This window comes from Streptomyces sp. WM6378 (assembly GCF_001279695.1).
Taxonomy (GTDB): Bacteria; Actinomycetota; Actinomycetes; order Streptomycetales; family Streptomycetaceae; genus Streptomyces.
The window spans coordinates 41,228-59,128 of sequence record NZ_LGDD01000292.1 but is presented as its reverse complement, the minus strand read 5'-3'; the positions used below and the strand labels follow the sequence as shown (position 1 = coordinate 59,128).

Below are 17,901 nucleotides of genomic sequence, written 5' to 3'. Positions count from 1 at the left end.
TCAGCGATCGGCGCTCAGAGGTAGTCCTCAAGCCGCCCCACCGCGAATCCCTGCGCCTGGACCTCGTCGAGCAGCCGCGCGGTCAGCCGGGTCGCGCTGATGCCGCTCTCGCCGGCGCCGAGGGCGCGCAGGGGCTCGACGCGGTCGTAGCCGGGTGCGGCCACACTGTCGGTGAGGAACAGGGCGACCGGGAGCTTGAGGTCGCGGACCATGCGGGGGAAGCCGGGGTCGGTGCCGGGCCCGTCGTCGAAGGTCAGGAAGACCACCTTCGCGCCGTGCAGCGGGACCCGGTCGACGACGTAGGGCAGGGCCGGGCGGACGGCGGGCGGGCGCGGGGCCGGCTCCAGCGGCGCGGCCAGGCCCCAGCGCCGGGCGGCGACCACCCGCGCGTCGGGTCCGGCGCGCGGCACCACCTTCCGCGCGGCCCTGCGCCCGAGCCGCTCGAACGGGGCGGCGGGCTCGGTCGGCTCGGTACACCCGGCCAGCGGGCTTAGCAGCGCACCGGCGGCGAGCAGCCCGGCCAGAGCAGCCCGGAGCCGGTGCGCGCGCTTCACCGCGGCTCCCCGGGACCGGTCACACGTAGTCCTCCAGACGGGCCACGGCGTATCCCTTGTCGGTGATCACCTTCATCACCTGCCGGATCATGTCGGGCATGGTGCCGTTCCAGTCCTGGCGGCCGCGGAAGTGGGTCAGGATGATGTCGCCGGGGTGCAGGTCGCGGTCCCACTCGCGCCATTCCATGTGGTCGGTGAAGGCCTCGGCGGCCCACAGCGGCGCGGCCTTGATGCCGCAGGACTGAGCGGCCTTGAGGGTGTCCTCGTTGTAGTTGCCGTACGGCGGCCGGAACAGCCGGGGCCGCACGCCCGCCCACTGGCCGATCTTGTCCTGCTGGTCGCAGATCTCGTGCCGCTGCTCGTCGTAGGAGAGCGCGGGCATGTAGCGGTGGTTGAGGGTGTGGTTGTTGAGGGTGACCCCGAGGCCCTGCATCTTCTTGAAGTACTCGTGGTCGTCCTTGACCAGGTAGTCGCTGAGGAACGCGCTGTAGGGGATGCGGAGTTCCTGCATCATCTTCAGGAAGGTGGGGTCCTTCTCGGCGCCGTCGTCGATCGTCAGGAAGACGATCCGGTCCTTGGTGGGGACGGTGGTGAAGACCGGCGGCAGCGAGTCGCCGCCGTCCGTCTCGAAGCCGGGGCGGTTGGTGATCCTCGGCTTGACGTTGGGCGGCGGGGGCGCGAGCAGCGGCGGCTTGGCGAGCCCCCACTTCTTGACGGCCGCGAGCCGGGCCGTCTCGGCCTGCTTGAGCTGGTCGGAGTAGCCGGCGAGGGCTCCGGCGGGGCCCTTCTTGGCGGCCTCGGCGCCGGGGCGTCCGGTCCCGCCGTCCTCGGCTGTGCAGCCGGAGGCGAGCAGCGCGGCGCCGAGCCCGAGGACGAGACAGGCGATCTTCGTCCGGGATTTTCCCTTTTGTCGTACTAGTTGCATGGCGCCGCATCCTGTCAGGCGCGGGCCCTGCGGGCCGTACGACACCGCCGCCGGCGGCCGCACCATCGCCCGCCTGGCCCACAGCGGGGCGGCGGCTGAACGACAATGACGGGGTGAACGACCTCGACACCTTCTCCCTCCTGCTCACCGACGAGGGCCGCGCCCTGCTCGCGTCGCTGCGGGATTACGACCCCTCCCAGGAGCTGGCGGTCGCCACCCGGCTGCGCCGCGAGCACGACGCGGGCCTGGTGTCGGCAGCGCTCGGACAGGCGCGGCTGCGGCAGCGGGCGGTGGCGAAGTTCGGCGCGGCGGACGCCCACCGGATGTTCTTCACGCCGAACGGCGTCGAGCAGTCGACCCGCACCTCGGTCGCCACCCACCGCGCGGAGGCCTTCGCCGCCCACGGCGTACGCAGCGTGGCGGACCTGTGCTGCGGCATCGGCAGCGACGCGCTGGCCCTCGCGCGGGCCGGGATCTCGGTGCTCGCGGTCGACCGCGACCCCCTGACGGCGGCGGTGGCCCGCGCCAACGCCGAGGCGCTGGGCCTCGCGGACCTGATCGAGGTGCGCTGCGCGGACGTGACGGACATCGACACGACGCCGTACGACGCGGTCTTCGTGGACCCGGCGAGGCGAGGCGGCCGCGGCCGCATCTTCGACCCGGAGGCATACTCACCACCCCTGTCGTGGGCGATTTCGGCGGCCGTCGGGGCCCCCTTCGCCGCGCTGAAGATCGCCCCCGGCATCCCGCACGAGGCGATCCCGCCGCAGGCCGAGGCGGAGTGGATCTCGGACGGGGGCGACGTGAAGGAAGCGGTCCTGTGGTTCGGCACCGGGGTCACCCCGGGCGCCTTCCGCGCCACCGTGCTGCCGGCGGCCGCCGCGCTGTGGACTTCGGCCCCGCTCGCCGCGCCGCCGGTGGGCCCGGTCGGCCGCTACCTGTACGAGCCGGACGGCGCGGTCATCCGCGCGCACCTGGTCGCCGAGATCGTCGAGCGGTGCGGGGGCCGTCTGATCGACGAGACGATCGCGTACGTGACGAGCGACGAGCCGTACGCGTCCCCGTACACCTCGGCGTACGAGATCACCGACCAACTCCCTTTCAACATGAAGAAGTTGAAGGCGTTGTTGCGGGAGCGGGGGGTGGGGGTCCTGACGGTGAAGAAGCGGGGGTCCGCGGTGGAGCCGGAGGAGGTGCGGCGCAAGGTGAAGCCCTCGGGGCCGAATGCGGCGACGGTCTTCCTGACGAGGGTGGCGGGGGCGCCGACGATGCTGATCGGAACGCCTGTGCCACGCCCCACCCCGCCCCTCCCCTAGACCCTCCGGGGGGTGTCGTTCGGCTGCGGCCCGGTGGTCGTCCCCTGGGGCTCCGCCCCAGACCCCGTTCGCGCCTCAAGGTCACTCGTCCTCAATCTCCCCCAAGGCCTCAAGGGCCAGGGGGGACCCCCATGACGGGCTGAAATGCCCGGTGCGGGCCAGCACCGACCCTGCCAGGGGCGCGGGGCTGTGACATCGTGCGGCTCCGCCGCATGGGCGCGGGGAACTGCGCAAACCAGCCGCAGCCCGCCGCACCGCATCAACCCGCCCCGCGCAACGCCTAGTTGAGGTCGGTCAGTTCGTCCGCGTAGACCCGGGACAGGGGCTGGGGGCCCACGTACTGCTGGCAGTTGCACTGGGCCGACTCGAAGCGGAGCGGCTTCTTGTTCTCGTCCCAGGCGACCGGAACCTCGACCCGCTCATGGCACTTGCCCGCCTTGTCGTGCTTGGCCAAGTGGTGCGTACACCCGCACACCGGTTCCGGTGCCTTGTGCGCGGCCTCCACGGCGAGGCGTTCCTGCTTGGCCACCTCAAGCCGCTCCATCTTGCGCTCGTGCCGGGTGCGCAGCGCGGTCCGGGCGTTGTCTATCGCCCAGCCGAACCCGCCCATCCAGAAAACGATCAGAATCCACCAGTACCAGGCCATTGCGGCCGTCCTTCCCCCGGGATGTGTCACCGCATCGCGCTGCGGCACCCCAAGGATAGGCCCGGGGTCAGCGCGATGCCCCGGGGCCCAGGGAGCGCAGCACCCAGCGCCGGTGCGCGGCCGCCTTCACGACGCCGACCAGGCCGGTCAGCCAGCAGATGAGGCCGAGCCCCATGCCGTAGACGACGAGCGCGTACGTGTCGTGGCCCGGGTCGGCGGTCGCGGGCAGCACCAGGCACACGGCGAGGCCGCCCGCGCACAGCAGCACCGAGGGAACCAGCCAGGCCAGGCTCAGGCCGGGCCTGCGCAGGTTCCGGTCGAGCACGGGATCGCGGTCCAACTCGGCCCACTGGCGCAGGAGTTCACGGATCCGGCGGTCCTTGCGCAGCCCGAACCCGACGGCGAGCCCGGTCGGGATCATCACGCCGAGGCCGAGCAGCAGGAACACCCCGCCGACGATCGCGGTGAGGACGTCGGTGAGCGAGGTGAGCGCGGTGCCGACCAGCGACCAGCCGAGCGCGAAGAGCGCCGCCCACAGCCAGTGCAGCCCGAGCCGCCCCACCCCCAAGTACCCCTTGACCAGCGCCTCCAGGACCCGCGCCCGGTCGGCGAGCAGTGCGTTGCGGTCGGGCCAGGCGCGTATCTCGACCGGGGGCGGCGAGGGCGGAAGCGGCGAACGGGGCGACATGCGCCAGAGATTATCGGGGGCGGCCCCGAGGCCGGACCCCACCCCGCGCCATGTTCACAACAGCTGGCCGGTATGCGGCCCCTCGGGCTTCAGCCGCGTTCGAGCGGGTTCGCCACGACGCGGTCCGGCCAGTCGCCCGCCACCAGACCGGCCGCCGCACAGTCCGGCTTGCGCGCCGCCTGGTCCCGGAACAGCCCGACGAAGGCCGCGCCGAACCCCACCCGCGGATACTCCCGCAGCAGTTCGGCCCGGAACTCCGTGCCGAACGCGTCGAGGGTGCCGCCGGACACGTCGGCGGTCGTGCCGATCTGGAGGAGGTGGCTCTCCACGTCCTGCGCCGCGGGAACGTCGTCCCGCATGTGCAGCACGATGATCTCGGCCGCCCGGTCCCGCCGCGCCGCGTCCCAGCCGAGCCCGGCCGTGAACACCCGGGCGAGATGGCCGCCGGCCTCCTCGAAGGGCAGCCGGTGGCTGTCGAAGGGGTCGGTCAGCGCGAGGTCGTGCAGTAGCGCGGAGACGTACAACAGCTCGGCGTCAAAGGCCAGTTGGCGCTCCTGCGCGTACGCGGCGCCGAAGACGTAGGCCCGTACGGAGTGGTGGTACAGCGCCTCGTCGGCGTACTCGGCACACACCGCTCGCGCGGCTTCGCAGGCCCGGCCTCCCGGCATGGCCACCCCGGCGATCCGTGTGCTGAACCCGGTCATGATCCCCTCCCCGCACGGGCCCCGCACCCGCGACGCCCTCAGAGTAAGCCGCAGGTGAAGCGGGTGCGGACGGGGGTCTCAACCGTCGAGACGCTCCTTAGGCCATGCCTTACGCGTCCCGCATCGCCTGGAGGTCGAGCTTCTTCATGCCCATGACCGCCGCCATGACCCGGTCGGACTTCTCCGCGCCCCGGCCGAGCAGCTCGGGCAGTTCGGCGGGGACGATCTGCCAGGACAGGCCGTACTTGTCCTTCAGCCAGCCGCACGGCCCCTCTTCGCCGCCGTCGGAGAGCTTCGTCCAGAACGTGTCGATCTCCTCCTGGCTTTCGCAGGCCACCGAGAGCGAGATCGCCTCGGTGAAGGAGAACTGCGGGCCCCCGTTGAGGGCGGTGAACCTCTGGCCCGCGAGCTGGAAGTCGACCGTCATGACCGAGCCCGGCTCGCCCGGCGCCGACGCGGTGTAGCGGGTGATCCCCACGATCTTCGAGTCGCCGCCGAAGATCGAGACGTAGTGGTTGGCGGCTTCCTCGGCCTGGCTGTCGAACCAGAGGAAGGTGGTGATCTTCTGAGTGAGCTTCGCGGACATCCTCGGCCTCCTTGGTGTTGCCCGGCCCCTATGGGCGGCATCAACAGGTAGACCGGCCCCGCGCGCGAATCTCATCGCCGTACGTCCCGGAAAATCGCCGCCTCCTCGCGGCCCGGCCGTACCAGCAGAGCACCGCGGCCGCCGGGCGGCAACATTTCCCGAGGGGCCGGGGCCTGGGCCCCGGCCGCGCCGGACAGGACTTGGCCCTAGCCCTCGGCGATCTCCCGCACCTCCGAGGTGACGTCCCACTCCGTCTCGTGGACCTGGAGGAAGCGCTTGGTCCACTCGATCGCCTCGGCCTTGTCCTTGGCCTGGATGATCGCGTAGCCGCCCACGACCTCCTTGGACTCGGTGAACGGGCCGTCGGTGACGGTCAGTTGGCCGCCGTTCCAGCGGACCCGGGTGCCCTCGGCGGTGGGGGTGAGCCCGGCGGTGTCGAGCAGGACCCCGGCCTTGGTCATCTCCTCGATCAGGTTGCCCATCCGCTCCATGAGCTCGGGGCTGGGGCCGCCCGCGGGGGCGTTGTTCTCGTCGATGCGGACCATCGTCAGATAGCGCGGCATGATCGTCTCCGTTGTCCGTGGATCCCGTTTCCGCGGGTTCCGTGCGGGGCGGGGATGGTTTCCCCGCCTCTCACTCATACGTCGAACGGGAGACGGCCCGATCGACACCGTCCCGGAAGTCCGCCGGATTTTTTTCCGGAGCCGGTCGGAAGCCGGTCAGGCGCTGGTCAGAACGACGAGCTGCTGGGTCGCCCGGGTCATCGCCACATAGCGGTCGACCGCCCCCTCGATGCCCTCGCCGAACTCCGCCGGGTCGACGAGCACCACCAGGTCGAATTCCAGCCCCTTCGACAGCTCCGGCGTCAGCGACCGGACCCGGGACGTGGCCCGGAAGCCGGGCGCCCCGATGACGCAGGCGATCCCGTCGGCGTGCTCGGAGAGCCAGCGCTCCAGGACCGCGTCGAGGTCCGCGACGGATCCGTGGACCACCGGGACGCCGCTGCTGCGGATGGACGTCGGCACGTTGGCGTCCGGGAGCGCGTCCCGGATGACCGGCTCGGCCTCGGCCATGACCTCTTCCGGCGTGCGGTAGTTGATGCTGAGCGAGGCCACGTCGTTCCGGTCGAGCCCAATCCGCTCCAGGCGTTCCTGCCACGACTCGGTGAAGCCGTGCCGGGCCTGCGCGCGGTCCCCGACGATGGTGAAGCTGCGGGACGGGCAGCGAAGGAGCAGCATCTGCCACTCCGCGTCGGTCAGTTCCTGGGCCTCGTCCACGACGATGTGCGCGAACGGTCCGGCCAGGAGGTCCGGTTCGGCGGTGGGCAGGGCGCTCTCGTCGATCAGGGTGTCCTGGAGGTCCTTTCCGCGCAGCATGCGCAGCGCGCCTTCGCTCTCGTCGCCGGCCGAGTTGAAGTTGGAGGCCGAGATGATCTCGTCGATGACGCCGGCCATGCGCTCGCGTTCGGCGGCGACCACGGCGTCGTGCTGCCGCTTGCGCCGTTCCGCCTCCCGGTCGCCGAGCCGCAGCCGTGCCGCGTCCAGGAGTGGCAGGTCGGACACGGTCCAGGCCTTGGCGTCCGCGCGCCGCAGCCTGCGTACGTCGTCGGGGGCGAGCCAGGGCGCGCACATCCGCAGGTAGGCGGGCACCGACCACAGGTCGCCGACGACATCGGCCGCGTCAAGCAGGGGCCACGCGTCGTTGAGGGTCTCGGCCAGCTCCCGGTCCTGGAGCACCGCTTTGCGGAACTCCTCGGGCGTGACGTCGTCGCCGTCGCGCTTGTCGAACAGGATCGAGACCAGCGCCTCCCGGACCAGCTCGCGGCCCTCGTTGTGCGGGGTGCCAGGACCAGGCGCGTCGAATGCCTCGGCCCAGTCGTCGGCGGTCAGCCGGACGTCGGACCAGGGGGTCGTGACGGTCATGCCCCGGGTGGGCGGGTCCTCGTAGAACCGGACGGCCGTCTCGATCGCCCGCACCATGTCGGCGGACGACTTCAGGCGGGCCACGTCCGGGTCGCTCTCGTCCTTCGCCGCGGCCCCCTCGGCGACGAGGTCCCGCAGGATGCAGGTCTGCACGCCCTCTTCACCGAGGCTGGGCAGGACGTCGGCGACGTAGTCCAGGTACGGCCGGTGCGGGCCGACGAACAGGACGCCGCCGCGGCGGTGGCCCAGGCGCGGGTCGGAGTACAGCAGGTAGGCGGAGCGGTGCAGGGCGACGACGGTCTTGCCCGTACCGGGGCCGCCGTCGACGACGAGGGCGCCGCGCGAGCCCGCCCGGATGATGGCGTCCTGGTCGGACTGGATGGTGGAGAGTACGTCGCGCATCCGGGCCGAGCGGTTGGTGCCGAGGCTCGCGATGAACGCGGACTGGTCGTCGAGGGCCGCGTGCCCTTCGAGCCCGTCGGCGCTGAACACCTCGTCCCAGTAGTCGCTGATCCGGCCGCGGGTCCAGCGGTAGCGGCGGCGGCTCGCCAGGCCCATCGGCTCGGCGTGGGTGGCCGCGAAGAACGGCTCGGCCGCGGGGGAACGCCAGTCGAGCAGCAGCCGGCGGCCCTCGCTGTCGGTGAGGCCGAGCCGTCCGACGTAGAGGGGTTCGGAGTCGTCCGCGCCGACGATGCGGCCGAGGCACAGGTCGAGGCCGAAGCGGCGCAGCGCGCGAAGGCGGCCGGTCACGTGGTGGACCTCGACGTCCCGGTCCATCACGGCCCGGCCGACGCCGCCGGGCGCCTTGCGCAGGGTGTCGAGGCGGTCGGACAGCTCGGCGATCGTCTGCTCAAGGCTCTCCGCGATGGCGGCGAAGTGCCGCTCGTCGTCGCCGATCAGGGTCGGATCGGCCTTGGCGGCAAGGCGGTCGGGAAGGTCGAAGGCGCTCGTGGTCAGGTTGTCCATGCCATCAGCTCCGCACAGCACACGCACTGAGTGAATCTCCCGTTTCCGCAGGTAGGGGACCTAGGCGAGAGATTGTGCGGCACGATGGGGGCCTTGCCGCAAGCCCCCCGGTGCGCTATATCTTGAGAGTGGCAGGGAGAGTAATTACTCCTTGCCTTCTTCTTTTGTGCTGTCCGCTGATGGACGCGGCGTGCTGTTCACTGATGGATGGTGCGGCGCGTGCCGATGGACGCGGCGTCGGCCACGCACCCCGTGGCCCTAGACGTAGTCCTCCAAGCGGGCCACCGTGAAGCCCTGTTCCTGGATGTGGCGGAGCATGTTCGCGGTCATCTCCGTCATGGACGTGCCCTTGAGCTCCTTGGGGCCGCGGAAGTGCGCCAGGATGATGTCGCCCGGGTGCAGCTTCTTGTCACCGCGCTGGTACTGCATGTTCGTGATCTGCATCGACTCGCGCCACAGCACGATCGCCTGGAGGTCGCAGGACTTGGCGGCGGACCGGGTGTTCTCGTTCCAGTTGCCGTACGGGGGCCGGAAGAGCCGGGGCGCCTTGCCGTACTCCTTGCCCAGCTTCTTCTCCTGGGTGCATATCTCGTTCTTCTGCGCGGCCTCGCCCAGCGTGCGCAGGTTGGGGTGCGAGAGCGTGTGGTTCTCGATGGAGTTGCCGAGCTCCTGGAGCGGTTTGAAGTACCCGTAGTCGTTGCGGATGATGTCGTCGGTCAGGAACATCGTGAAGGGGATCTTCAGGTCCTTCATCATCTCGACGAACTTGGGGTCCTTCTCGGCCCCGTCGTCGAACGTCACGAAGACGATCTTGTCCTTGGTGGGGATGTCGCTCACCACCGGCACCTCGCCGGGCTTCGCCTTGACCGGCTTCTCGGCCGGGGGCGCGGGCGGCGCCGCGAACGGCTTGAGCCCCCACTTGCGGTACGCGGCCTCGGCTCCGGCCGCGTCCGCGCTCGGGGACGCCGTACCGCCGTCGTTCGCGGACGGCGCGGACGCGGAGGGCGTGCTGCCCGATCCACCGCCCGACGAGCAGCCCGCGACCATCAGAAGTCCGAAGACGGCCGCACCGACCGCCTTCTTGCGCACGAGCCAGCCCATGTTCAATTACCCGTCCGTTTCGGCCATCACCTGCTCATAGATTGATGCCGAAAACGGTTGCGAGGTTGCCTTGCGCGATCAGGAAGTGGCACGCGCCGCCCGGGGCGGCCGGCTCAGCCGACCGCCTCGAAGCGCCAGCGGTGCACCGGCCTGGCCACCAACTCCCCGTCGGGATCCGGTAGTTCGGGCAGTTCGGCCTCGTAGGGCGCGTCCCACCAGGTGATCACGAGGACCCGGTCGCCGGGCGCGCACAGGACCTCGCGGCGCAGCGGCGAACCGGCCACACCCCGCTCCCGCACCCAGGCGAGGAGCTCGGCGCCGCGGCCCTCGACCGCCCGGGCCTCCCACATCAGCGCGACGGTCATGAGTACAGGTTCTTCTTGCTGACCTCGTGCACGTGGTCGTGGGAGTGCGCGTGCGCCTCGCCCGGTACGTGCGGCTCGGTCACCGGCAGCGAGGAGTCCGCCGAGAGGTCGAGGTCGGAGGCGGGCCGGTTCCGGGCCACCATCTCCGCGCCGAGGGCCGCGACCATGGCGCCGTTGTCCGTGCAGAGGCCGGGCCGCGGCACCCGCAGCCGGATCCCGGCCCGCTCGCAGCGCTCCTGGGCGAGCGCGCGGAGCCGGGAGTTGGCGGCGACGCCGCCGCCGATCATCAGGTGGTCGACGCCCTCGTCCTTGCAGGCCCGTACGGCCTTGCGGGTCAGCACGTCCACCACGGCCTCCTGGAAGGACGCGGCGACGTCGCGCACCGGGACCTCCTCGCCGGCGTTGCGCTTGGCCTCGATCCAGCGGGCCACGGCGGTCTTCAGGCCGGAGAAGGAGAAGTCGTACGCCGGGTCGCGCGAGCCGGTCAGGCCGCGCGGGAACGCGATCGCCTTCGGGTCGCCCTCCTTGGCGAGCCTGTCGATGACCGGGCCGCCGGGGAAACCGAGGTCGAGGACCCGGGCGATCTTGTCGAAGGCCTCGCCCGCCGCGTCGTCGATGGTGGCGCCCATGGGGCGGACGTCGGCGGTGATGTCGGGGGCGAGCAGCAGCGAGGAGTGGCCGCCGGAGACGAGCAGCGCCATCGTCGGCTCGGGCAGCGGCCCGTGCTCCAGCTGGTCGACGCAGATGTGCGAGGCGAGGTGGTTGACCCCGTACAGCGGCTTGTTCAGGGCGTACGCGTACGCCTTGGCGGCCGAGACGCCCACGAGCAGCGCGCCCGCGAGGCCGGGGCCCGCGGTGACCGCGATGCCGTCGAGGTCCTTCGCGGAGATCCCGGCGGTCTTCAGGGCGCGCTCGATGGTCGGCACCATCGCTTCGAGGTGGGCCCGCGACGCGAACTCGGGGACCACGCCACCGAACCGGGCGTGCGTGTCCACGCTGGAGGCGATGGCGTCGGCGAGCAGCGTCGTACCGCGCACGATGCCGACGCCGGTCTCGTCGCAGGAGGTCTCGATGCCCAGTACGAGCGGTTCGTCAGCCATCAGTCAGTCTCTTCTGTTCCTTGGACGTGTTCCTGGACGTTCAGCCGCATCACGAGCGCGTCGACGTTGCCCGGCTGGTAGTAGCCGCGTCTGAAGCCGATGGGCTCGAAGCCGAAGCGCTCGTAGAGCTTCTGGGCCCGGGTGTTGTCCACGCGCACTTCGAGCAGGACCTCGTCGCACTCGAAGGCGGTGGCGTGCTTGAGCAGATCGGTCAGGAGGCGGGCGCCGAGCCCGGTGCCCCACTGGTCGCGGGCGGCGGCGATGGTCTGCACGTCGGCGAGGCCGCCGGCCGCGGCGAGCCCGGCGTACCCCACGAGCCGCCCCTGCGGGTCCTCGGCGACCACGTAGTGGCGGGTGGCTCCGGGCCCGCGCGCGTGCGCGAGCTCGGACCAGAACATTCCCGCCGACCAGGCGTCCTCGGGGAACAGCTCGTGTTCGAGGTCGAGTACGGGCGCGATGTCCCACCAGCGCATCTCGCGCAGTACGGCTTGGGTCACTTGGGGGTGACCACCTTGTAGTTCTTGGGCACCTGCGCGTCCGGGCGGCGCAGGTACAGCGGCGTCGGCGGCAGGAAGGCCGAGCCCTCGGCGAGCTTCTCGGCGGCGAGGGCGGCGAGCGCGCCCGCCGACTGGTACTCGGGGCCTCGCGCGTCGGGGAAGGAGTCCGGGTAGAGCAGGGCGCCGGCGCCGACGACGGGCAGGCCGCTCAGCTCGTCCGCGATGTCGGCGGGCCGGTCGACGCCGGGCTCACCCGCGCGCGTACGGAAGTCGTCGTACTTGGCCCAGTAGACCTCCTTGCGGCGGGCGTCCGTCGCCACCGCGAAGGGGCCCTCGATGCCCGAGGCGTAGGCGAGGCCGTCCAGGGTGCACAGGCCGTGGACGGGGACGCCGAGCACCGAGCCGAAGGTCGCGGCGGTGACCAGGCCGACGCGGAGGCCGGTGTAGGGGCCGGGACCCACGCCGACGACCAGGTCCGTCACGGCGTCGAGTTTCAGGCCGGCCTCGGCGAGCACCCGGTCGACGGCGGGCAGCAGGAGCTCCCCGTGCCTGCGGGCGTCGACCTGACTGGACTCGGCGACGACGGCGGTGCCGTCGTGCAGGGCGACGGTGACGGCTGGGGTGGCGGTATCAACGGCGAGCAAGAGCACGCGAACAGCCTACGACCCCGGCGGCGGGGGCACGGCGTCCTGCCCAAGCCGTCACCTACTGCTACCGTCAGCCGCAGGTATGACCGTAGGCATGCACGTACGTACGAAAGGGGAAGCCCAGGTGGCAAGGAGCAGCACGGGGTTCGTGGCCGGGCTGACCGCGGCCGCTCTCGCGGTGGTCGGCTTCCTCGCCTACCAGGCCTCGGCGAGCGCGCCCCCGCGGGCCGCGCTCGCGGCGCCCGGCACGAGCGCGTCCCCGTCCGGCACGCCGTCGAACGCGCCCCCCGCCGGCTCCCCCGCCAACAAGCCCGACCTCACGGTGCCGGCGAACTCCGGCACCGGTGTCCGTGTCGTGTACGCGCTCGGCGCGAAGCGGGTGTGGCTGGTAGGGGTGACGAAGACGCCCAAGACCTTCGCGGTCGTACCGTCCACCATCAACCCGAAGCCCGGCACCTACTCCGTGCTCTCGCGCACCGGCGGCAAGATCACCGGCTCGGACGGGGTGATGGTCGAGCACGTCGTGCGGTTCGCCATCACCGAGAACGTGACGATCGGCTTCAGCTCGGCGGTGGACGGCTCGATGACGAGCCCCAAGACGGACAAGAAGGCCGGCGGGATCCGCATGACGCGGACGGACGGCAACGCGATGTGGGCGTTCGCGACCCGCAACTCGAAGGTCGTCGTCGTCCCGTAAACAGCCGGCGCCCCACCCGACGAACACCCGACGAACACCCGATAGGACTAAGCGGCGTCCTTGCGCGCGTCACCCTCGTCGGCCGCCGGGGCGCTCTCGCGCGGCGGGGTCGAGACGGCGGTGGCCGCGGCGCACGAGGCGAGCAGATCGTGTATCGACACCCCGAGCGGCACCGGGACGCCCCGCGGGGCCTGCGGCTTCGCTTCGCGTTCCGGCACGGTCATGGCGGCCTCCTGGGGCTGCGGAAGAAGGCGCGGTTAGGTAAACCTAACCAGGTCTCTGTCTCCATGTCACCATGCCCGGTGCAGCCGGCGCAACACTTTGCCGACGTCTTGTCGGAATGTACGGCCCCCTCCAGCCGCACCCGGCCGCGGCCTCAGAGACCCTCCACCCCGGCGCCGGTCCAGCGGGGCCCGATTCCGGTGACGGTGACGATCCTGCGGTCGTCGTCGGTCTCGCCCACGACCCGGTCGATCAGGACTTGGAGCCGGTCGTCGGACAGCTCCTCGACCTTGCCCTCGCCCCACTCGACGACCACCACGGACTCGGGCAGCGACACGTCGAGGTCGAGGTCCTCCATCTCGTCGAGCCCGCCGCCGAGCCGGTACGCGTCCACGTGCACCAGGGCGGGCCCGCCGGTCAACGAGGGGTGGACGCGGGCGATGACGAAGGTGGGGGACGTCACGGCGCCGCGCACGCCGAGGCCCTCGCCGAGGCCGCGGGTGAGGGTCGTCTTGCCGGCGCCGAGCTCCCCGGTGAGCATCACGAGGTCGCCGGGGCGGAGCAGTTTGGCGATGCGGCGGCCCAACTCCTGCATTTCGGAAGGGGAGTTGAGGGTCATGCGGGTGCCGGCGTCAGCCGCCGGGCTGCTGTGCGGTGCTTCCATACGTCCCAACGTTAGCGGCCTGCGGCACCGCGCCGACCCGGGCCAGGAGGTCCGCGAGGCGGTCGGTGACCGTCTCGGGGTGCTCCAGCATCACCAGGTGCCCGCCGTCCGGCACGATGACCAGCTCCGCGTCGGGCAGCAGATCGGCGATGGCCTCGCTGTGCGAGCTGGGCGTGACCAGGTCGCGGTCGCCGGCCAGGACCAGGACGGGGACCTCCGCGAAGATCGCCAGGGCCGCCGTCTTGTCGTGCTCGGAGAAGGCCGGGTAGAACTCCGCGACCACGTCGATGGGGGTGCCCTCGATCATCCGCTCGGCGAACCGGGCCACCGCCGGGTCGACGTCCTTGGAGGAGAACGAGTAGCGCTTGATCATGCCCGCGAACAGGTCGGCCGTCGCCCGCCGTCCCCGCTCCACCAGCTCGGCCTGCGAGCCCAGCGCCTTGAGCACGCCCGGCAGCACCCGGCGCACCGCGTTGACCCCGGCCACCGGAAGGCCGTAGTTGACCTCGCCGAGCTTGCCCGAGGACGTACCGACGAAGCCGACGCCGACCACCCGGTCCCGGATCAGTTCGGGGTACTGGTCGGCCAGGGCCATGATCGTCATGCCGCCCATGGAATGGCCCACCAGGACGAGCGGGCCCTTTGGCGCGGCCGCGTCGATGACGGCCTTCAGATCGCGGCCGAGCTGGTCGATGTCGACCGGGACGCCGTCGCGCTGAGCCTTGCCGCGGTCCGAGCGGCCGTGGCTGCGCTGGTCCCAGTGCACCGTGCGCAGCACTCCGCGCAGGGCGGCCCGCTGGAAGTGCCAGGAGTCCTGGCTGAGGCAGTAGCCGTGCGAGAACACCACGGTGACCGGGGCCGGGACCTTGCGCCCGAACAGCCGGCGCTTGCGCGAGCCGTTGGCGCCCGCCTCGGGCTCGACCTCGTCGGTCTCGTAGTAGAGGACCGTGCCGTCGTCGGCGACCGCCCTGCCGGGCATGCCCCGCAGCGACCCGTAGGGCCCGGACGCGTCGAGCGCGAGCCGCGCCTTTCTGCGCATGCCGCGCCCGACGGTGAGGCGCTCTATGGCGACCCCTGCCGCGGCGCCCGCCGCGACCACGCCGACCGCGGCGCCCGCGATCCCGGCAAGACGCCAGTTCCCCACCGCGGACTGGGCATCCTGGACCGCGGATACGACGGCGTCCCCCGTGCTGCTCTCGCTCACCGTGCCGCTCCGCTCTTACTCGTCGTCGGAACACTCATTCACGTAGACGCGGGGCACCCGTGAACCGATGCGCGTCACGATCTCGTAGCCGATGGTGTCGGCCGCCCGCGCCCAGTCCTCGGCCGTGGGCTCCCCGTGGTCGCCCGGCCCGAACAGCACGGCCCGGTCGCCCGGCTCGACCTTGTCCCCCTCAAGGTCGACCACGAACTGGTCCATGGCAATGCGGCCCGCCGCGGTACGCACTTTCCCGCCCACCAGAACCGGGCCGCGCCCGGAGGCGTGCCGCGGGATGCCGTCGGCGTACCCGAGCGGGACGAGGCCGAGGGTGGTCTCGCTCTTCGTGACGTAGTGATGCCCGTAACTGACGCCGTGACCCGCCGGAACCTGCTTGGCGAGCGCCACCGAGGCCGACAGCGTCATGACCGGCCGCAGGCCGAGCTCGCGCGCGGTGCCGAGCTCCGGCGCGGGCGAGATGCCGTACATGGCGATGCCGGTGCGCACGAGGTCGAAGTGGGATTCGGGGAGGGTGAGCGTGGCCGGGGAGTTGGCGATGTGCCGCACCTCGGGGGTGATGCCCGCCTTCTCCGCGAACGCGGTCATCTCCTGGAACACCGAGAGCTGAGCCGCGATCGAGGGGTGGCCGGGCTCGTCGGCGCAGGCCAGGTGCGACCACAGGCCGGTGACCGCCACCCCGGGGGCGGCGAGCGCCGCGTGGACGAGTTCCGGCCAGTCGGCGGGCTGACAGCCGTTGCGGCCGAGCCCGGTGTCAGCCTTGAGCTGGATCCTGGCGGTACGTCCGGCGGCGCGGGCGGCGTCGGTGACCTCCCGCAGCGCCCACATGCCGCTGACCGAGACGTCGATGTCCGCCTCGATGGCCTCGCGCCAGGGGCCGCCCGGCGTCCACAGCCAGCACATCATCCGGCCCTCGATGCCGGCCGCGCGCAGGGCGAGCGCCTCGTGCGGCGTCGCGGTGCCGATCCAAGCGGCGCCCGCCTGCCGCGCCGCCCTGGCGCACGGCACCGCGCCGTGCCCGTACGCGTCCGCCTTCACCACGGCCATGAGCTGCGCGCCGGGCGAACAGGCGCGCAGCGTACGGACGTTGGCGCGCAGCGCGCCGAGGTCGATCTCGGCACGGGCGCGCCCGGCGGGGTACTGAGTCATCGCGGTCATCGCGCCAAGTCTCTCAGAGCGCACGAGGACTCGGATTGTGCCGCAGGACACACCGGCGGGGGCGGGCTCAGGTGCCCTCGCGGTGCCCCCACACGTAGACGCCGTCGCCCTGGCGCAGGGCGTCCCACAGTTTGCGCGCATCATCGACGCTGAGGTTCACACACCCGTGGCTGCCCTCCGAGGTGTACACGCTGTGGTAGACGGCGTGGAAGGCCTGCCCGCCGTCGAAGAACTGGGCGTACGGCATGGACTGGTGGTAGATCGTCGACCAGTGGTTCTTGTGCCGCCAGTAGACCTTGTGCCACCCGCCCCGGGTGGGCAGCGAGGCCCGCCCACTACGGATGGGCACGGGCCCGAATGTCACCTTCTTCCCCATCTGCACCCACATCAACTGCCGCGTCAGATCCACGCAGGCCACCCGCTGCGCCTTCGCGGGGCAGTTGTGCGCGGCGTTGGGATTCTTGCGCGCGGACAGGAACTGCATCCGGGACCAGGTGACCGGCCCGGCGAACCCGATGGCCGGCGAAATCCCCTGCGTCTGCTGGAACTTGCGGATCGCGTCACAGTCGGCCGAGGACTGCCGCCCGTCCACCTTGAGCCCGAGCCACTGCTCGATCTGCCGCTGATACGGCCCGGCCTTGGCGGTGCAACTACCGGGCTTGGCGGCCACTTCGCTCTGCGGCACGTACTCGATGAGCCGGTACGTCTCCTCGGGCGCGGCAACCGGTTCGAGCCGGTCCTCGGCGGCGTCGGGCTGGTACACGAGCGGGGGCAGCACCTGGTCGGGGGTGTCGAGGGGGCCGGCCTTCGGGTCGAGCGCCTCACCGGGGACGAGGACCTCGGCGGTGGTGGTGTTGCCCGGCGCGGGGTCGCCAGGGGCGGGCGGCGCGGGGTTGCCCGGGGCGGGGTCGCCCGGCGCGGGCGGGACGGGGGCCGCGGGTGCCGCGGGTGCCGCGAGACGGCGGGGTGGCGGGGGCAGCGGGACGCCGGTGCTGGGCGCGGCGGCCCCGAGCGTGAGAGCGGCCGCGACCACCAGCCCGCAAGCCCCCCATTTCTGACGTTTCTGCGGCTTCTGACGTTTTTGACGAATTTGTGCTTGTCTCATAGGCCCAGAGAACCCCCGGCACCGGGCGTGTCGCGGAAGCCGCGCGGCGGATGTCACCCGGTGGCGGGGGTTGCCCTGGTGAGCCCCGGTGGGGAGCGGCGGGCCAGGCCCTCACCCACCTGTGGATGGCGGGGCATCCCGCCAGGCGCAGCACCGGGCCGCGAACTCCTCCACGCTCGCGAAGACCCGGTCCGGGGCGGCGGGCTCCGGACCGCCCGGGGCCACGGCGAACGCCGCCGCGAGGGCCGCCGCCTGCACCCCGCCCCCGCGCCCGCCGACGTACCCGAACTCGGCGAGCGCGCTCCACAGGTCACCGCGGTGCCGCCGGAGGGCCTCGGCGAGGCGCTGCGGGGTGCAGGCCTCGCCCTGCGCGGCGTACGAGGACGCCTCACCAAGCCTCAACAGCCCTGCGGAGGAGGTGAGTTGACCGTCCTCGGCGACGGCGACCTCCCGCTCGACCACCGCGATCCGCTCGACGGGCCCGAGGCCGGCGGGCACGGGCCGGACGACGGCGGTGAGCCCGTCCGCCATGGCCGGGGGCGCGGGGACGAGCACGACGGCAGGGCCGAGGAGCAGCGCGGCGATGCCGCCGGGTTCCAGGGTGACGCGGGGGTGGTCCATGCGAGCCATGAAACCGCCGGGGGCGGCGGAGGGGAGTGCACACACGCGGGGCACGTCCGAGCCGCCCCAGCGGGCTGGGGGTCTGGCGCCCTTCGGTCTGCGGGCCGTGGATGGCTGGTCGCTCCCCCCAACGCGGCGGAGCCGCACGTGTCACAGCCCCGCGCCCCTAGCGGGGTCGACCCTGACCCGCACCGGAGCATT

The 17,901-nt window shown here is 72.1% G+C and carries 21 protein-coding genes; 2 read left to right on the top strand and 19 right to left on the bottom strand.

Going from position 1 to position 17,901, the window contains the following annotated elements:
* Nucleotides 1-14: 14 nt before the first annotated feature.
* Both ADK54_RS23435 and ADK54_RS23430 read right to left on the bottom strand, forming a co-directional pair.
* Complete coding sequence (locus ADK54_RS23435; RefSeq protein ID WP_053727653.1) at nt 15-554, bottom strand: hypothetical protein; 540 nt, start codon at nt 552-554, stop codon at nt 15-17.
* A 19-nt stretch (nt 555-573) separates the two neighbouring features.
* Nucleotides 574-1,479 carry a polysaccharide deacetylase family protein gene (locus ADK54_RS23430; RefSeq protein WP_053727652.1) on the bottom strand — a complete coding sequence of 302 codons (906 nt, stop codon included), beginning with the start codon at nt 1,477-1,479 and terminating at the stop codon, nt 574-576.
* A 113-nt stretch (nt 1,480-1,592) separates the two neighbouring features.
* Between ADK54_RS23430 and ADK54_RS23425 the strand changes: the two genes are divergently transcribed.
* Complete coding sequence (locus ADK54_RS23425; protein ID WP_420717358.1) at nt 1,593-2,795, top strand: THUMP-like domain-containing protein; 1,203 nt, start codon at nt 1,593-1,595, stop codon at nt 2,793-2,795.
* Nucleotides 2,796-3,075: 280 nt separating this feature from the next.
* Here ADK54_RS23425 and ADK54_RS23420 read toward each other — a convergent pair whose 3' ends face one another.
* From ADK54_RS23420 to tsaB, 11 genes are all read right to left on the bottom strand, one after another.
* Complete coding sequence (locus ADK54_RS23420) at nt 3,076-3,441, bottom strand: hypothetical protein (protein ID WP_053727650.1); 366 nt, start codon at nt 3,439-3,441, stop codon at nt 3,076-3,078.
* 67 nt (nt 3,442-3,508) lie between these two features.
* The gene (locus tag ADK54_RS23415; RefSeq protein WP_053727649.1) at nt 3,509-4,129 is read right to left on the bottom strand and encodes a hypothetical protein; all 621 of its coding nucleotides are present in this window, start codon (nt 4,127-4,129) and stop codon (nt 3,509-3,511) included.
* An 89-nt stretch (nt 4,130-4,218) separates the two neighbouring features.
* Nucleotides 4,219-4,833 (bottom strand): HD domain-containing protein, encoded by a 615-nt coding sequence (locus ADK54_RS23410; protein ID WP_078966563.1) that lies wholly within the window; start codon nt 4,831-4,833, stop codon nt 4,219-4,221.
* A gap of 109 nt (nt 4,834-4,942) precedes the next feature.
* Nucleotides 4,943-5,419 carry a VOC family protein gene (locus ADK54_RS23405; RefSeq protein ID WP_053727648.1) on the bottom strand — a complete coding sequence of 159 codons (477 nt, stop codon included), beginning with the start codon at nt 5,417-5,419 and terminating at the stop codon, nt 4,943-4,945.
* Between the two features lie 206 nt (nt 5,420-5,625).
* The gene (locus tag ADK54_RS23400; RefSeq protein ID WP_053727647.1) at nt 5,626-5,982 is read right to left on the bottom strand and encodes a YciI family protein; all 357 of its coding nucleotides are present in this window, start codon (nt 5,980-5,982) and stop codon (nt 5,626-5,628) included.
* A gap of 156 nt (nt 5,983-6,138) precedes the next feature.
* Nucleotides 6,139-8,307, bottom strand: a complete 2,169-nt coding sequence (gene helR, locus ADK54_RS23395) for an RNA polymerase recycling motor ATPase HelR (RefSeq protein ID WP_053727646.1) — start codon at nt 8,305-8,307, stop codon at nt 6,139-6,141.
* A gap of 258 nt (nt 8,308-8,565) precedes the next feature.
* Nucleotides 8,566-9,408: a polysaccharide deacetylase family protein gene (locus tag ADK54_RS23390; RefSeq protein WP_053727645.1), complete on the bottom strand. Its 843-nt coding sequence runs from the start codon at nt 9,406-9,408 to the stop codon at nt 8,566-8,568.
* A gap of 113 nt (nt 9,409-9,521) precedes the next feature.
* On the bottom strand, nt 9,522-9,773 hold the full coding sequence (locus tag ADK54_RS23385) for a hypothetical protein (RefSeq protein WP_053727644.1): 252 nt from the start codon (nt 9,771-9,773) through the stop codon (nt 9,522-9,524).
* Nucleotides 9,770-10,873 (bottom strand): tRNA (adenosine(37)-N6)-threonylcarbamoyltransferase complex transferase subunit TsaD, encoded by a 1,104-nt coding sequence (gene tsaD, locus ADK54_RS23380; RefSeq protein WP_053727643.1) that lies wholly within the window; start codon nt 10,871-10,873, stop codon nt 9,770-9,772. The genes ADK54_RS23385 and tsaD overlap by 4 nt, the downstream gene beginning before the upstream one ends.
* On the bottom strand, nt 10,873-11,346 hold the full coding sequence (gene rimI, locus ADK54_RS23375) for a ribosomal protein S18-alanine N-acetyltransferase (protein ID WP_199827022.1): 474 nt from the start codon (nt 11,344-11,346) through the stop codon (nt 10,873-10,875). The genes tsaD and rimI overlap by 1 nt, the downstream gene beginning before the upstream one ends.
* Nucleotides 11,347-11,366: 20 nt before the next feature.
* Nucleotides 11,367-12,020, bottom strand: coding sequence for a tRNA (adenosine(37)-N6)-threonylcarbamoyltransferase complex dimerization subunit type 1 TsaB (gene tsaB / locus ADK54_RS23370; protein WP_053727641.1), 654 nt, complete (start codon nt 12,018-12,020; stop codon nt 11,367-11,369).
* Between the two features lie 145 nt (nt 12,021-12,165).
* Here tsaB and ADK54_RS23365 point away from each other — a divergent pair, with 145 nt between their 5' ends.
* On the top strand, nt 12,166-12,714 hold the full coding sequence (locus ADK54_RS23365) for a hypothetical protein (RefSeq protein WP_053727640.1): 549 nt from the start codon (nt 12,166-12,168) through the stop codon (nt 12,712-12,714).
* Nucleotides 12,715-12,761: 47 nt separating this feature from the next.
* Here ADK54_RS23365 and ADK54_RS46825 read toward each other — a convergent pair whose 3' ends face one another.
* From ADK54_RS46825 to ADK54_RS46180, 6 genes are all read right to left on the bottom strand, one after another.
* Nucleotides 12,762-12,938 carry a hypothetical protein gene (locus tag ADK54_RS46825; RefSeq protein WP_199827021.1) on the bottom strand — a complete coding sequence of 59 codons (177 nt, stop codon included), beginning with the start codon at nt 12,936-12,938 and terminating at the stop codon, nt 12,762-12,764.
* A 152-nt stretch (nt 12,939-13,090) separates the two neighbouring features.
* Nucleotides 13,091-13,600 carry a tRNA (adenosine(37)-N6)-threonylcarbamoyltransferase complex ATPase subunit type 1 TsaE gene (gene tsaE / locus ADK54_RS23360; RefSeq protein ID WP_053727639.1) on the bottom strand — a complete coding sequence of 170 codons (510 nt, stop codon included), beginning with the start codon at nt 13,598-13,600 and terminating at the stop codon, nt 13,091-13,093.
* The gene (locus ADK54_RS23355) at nt 13,569-14,804 is read right to left on the bottom strand and encodes an alpha/beta fold hydrolase (protein WP_053727638.1); all 1,236 of its coding nucleotides are present in this window, start codon (nt 14,802-14,804) and stop codon (nt 13,569-13,571) included. The genes tsaE and ADK54_RS23355 overlap by 32 nt, the downstream gene beginning before the upstream one ends.
* Before the next feature lie 15 nt (nt 14,805-14,819).
* A complete protein-coding gene (gene alr, locus ADK54_RS23350; protein ID WP_053727666.1) occupies nt 14,820-15,965 on the bottom strand; it encodes an alanine racemase in 1,146 nt (381 codons plus the stop codon).
* A gap of 76 nt (nt 15,966-16,041) precedes the next feature.
* Nucleotides 16,042-17,007, bottom strand: coding sequence for a L,D-transpeptidase family protein (locus tag ADK54_RS23345; RefSeq protein ID WP_234392171.1), 966 nt, complete (start codon nt 17,005-17,007; stop codon nt 16,042-16,044).
* A gap of 183 nt (nt 17,008-17,190) precedes the next feature.
* Nucleotides 17,191-17,700 (bottom strand): hypothetical protein, encoded by a 510-nt coding sequence (locus ADK54_RS46180; RefSeq protein ID WP_053727637.1) that lies wholly within the window; start codon nt 17,698-17,700, stop codon nt 17,191-17,193.
* Nucleotides 17,701-17,901: the final 201 nt, after the last annotated feature.

What these genes read in the sequence shown, in the direction of transcription:
- ADK54_RS46825 (WP_199827021.1), bottom strand. Translation starts at nt 12,938, where the DNA reads ATGACCGTGCCGGAACGCGAAGCGAAGCCGCAGGCCCCGCGGGGCGTC.
- helR (WP_053727646.1), bottom strand. Translation starts at nt 8,307, where the DNA reads ATGGACAACCTGACCACGAGCGCCTTCGACCTTCCCGACCGCCTTGCC.
- ADK54_RS23410 (WP_078966563.1), bottom strand. Translation starts at nt 4,833, where the DNA reads ATGACCGGGTTCAGCACACGGATCGCCGGGGTGGCCATGCCGGGAGGC.
- alr (WP_053727666.1), bottom strand. Translation starts at nt 15,965, where the DNA reads ATGACTCAGTACCCCGCCGGGCGCGCCCGTGCCGAGATCGACCTCGGC.
- ADK54_RS23400 (WP_053727647.1), bottom strand. Translation starts at nt 5,982, where the DNA reads ATGCCGCGCTATCTGACGATGGTCCGCATCGACGAGAACAACGCCCCC.
- tsaE (WP_053727639.1), bottom strand. Translation starts at nt 13,600, where the DNA reads ATGGAAGCACCGCACAGCAGCCCGGCGGCTGACGCCGGCACCCGCATG.
- ADK54_RS23415 (WP_053727649.1), bottom strand. Translation starts at nt 4,129, where the DNA reads ATGTCGCCCCGTTCGCCGCTTCCGCCCTCGCCGCCCCCGGTCGAGATA.
- ADK54_RS23385 (WP_053727644.1), bottom strand. Translation starts at nt 9,773, where the DNA reads ATGACCGTCGCGCTGATGTGGGAGGCCCGGGCGGTCGAGGGCCGCGGC.
- ADK54_RS46180 (WP_053727637.1), bottom strand. Translation starts at nt 17,700, where the DNA reads ATGGACCACCCCCGCGTCACCCTGGAACCCGGCGGCATCGCCGCGCTG.
- ADK54_RS23420 (WP_053727650.1), bottom strand. Translation starts at nt 3,441, where the DNA reads ATGGCCTGGTACTGGTGGATTCTGATCGTTTTCTGGATGGGCGGGTTC.
- rimI (WP_199827022.1), bottom strand. Translation starts at nt 11,346, where the DNA reads ATGCGCTGGTGGGACATCGCGCCCGTACTCGACCTCGAACACGAGCTG.
- tsaD (WP_053727643.1), bottom strand. Translation starts at nt 10,873, where the DNA reads ATGGCTGACGAACCGCTCGTACTGGGCATCGAGACCTCCTGCGACGAG.
- ADK54_RS23430 (WP_053727652.1), bottom strand. Translation starts at nt 1,479, where the DNA reads ATGCAACTAGTACGACAAAAGGGAAAATCCCGGACGAAGATCGCCTGT.
- ADK54_RS23405 (WP_053727648.1), bottom strand. Translation starts at nt 5,419, where the DNA reads ATGTCCGCGAAGCTCACTCAGAAGATCACCACCTTCCTCTGGTTCGAC.
- ADK54_RS23390 (WP_053727645.1), bottom strand. Translation starts at nt 9,408, where the DNA reads ATGGGCTGGCTCGTGCGCAAGAAGGCGGTCGGTGCGGCCGTCTTCGGA.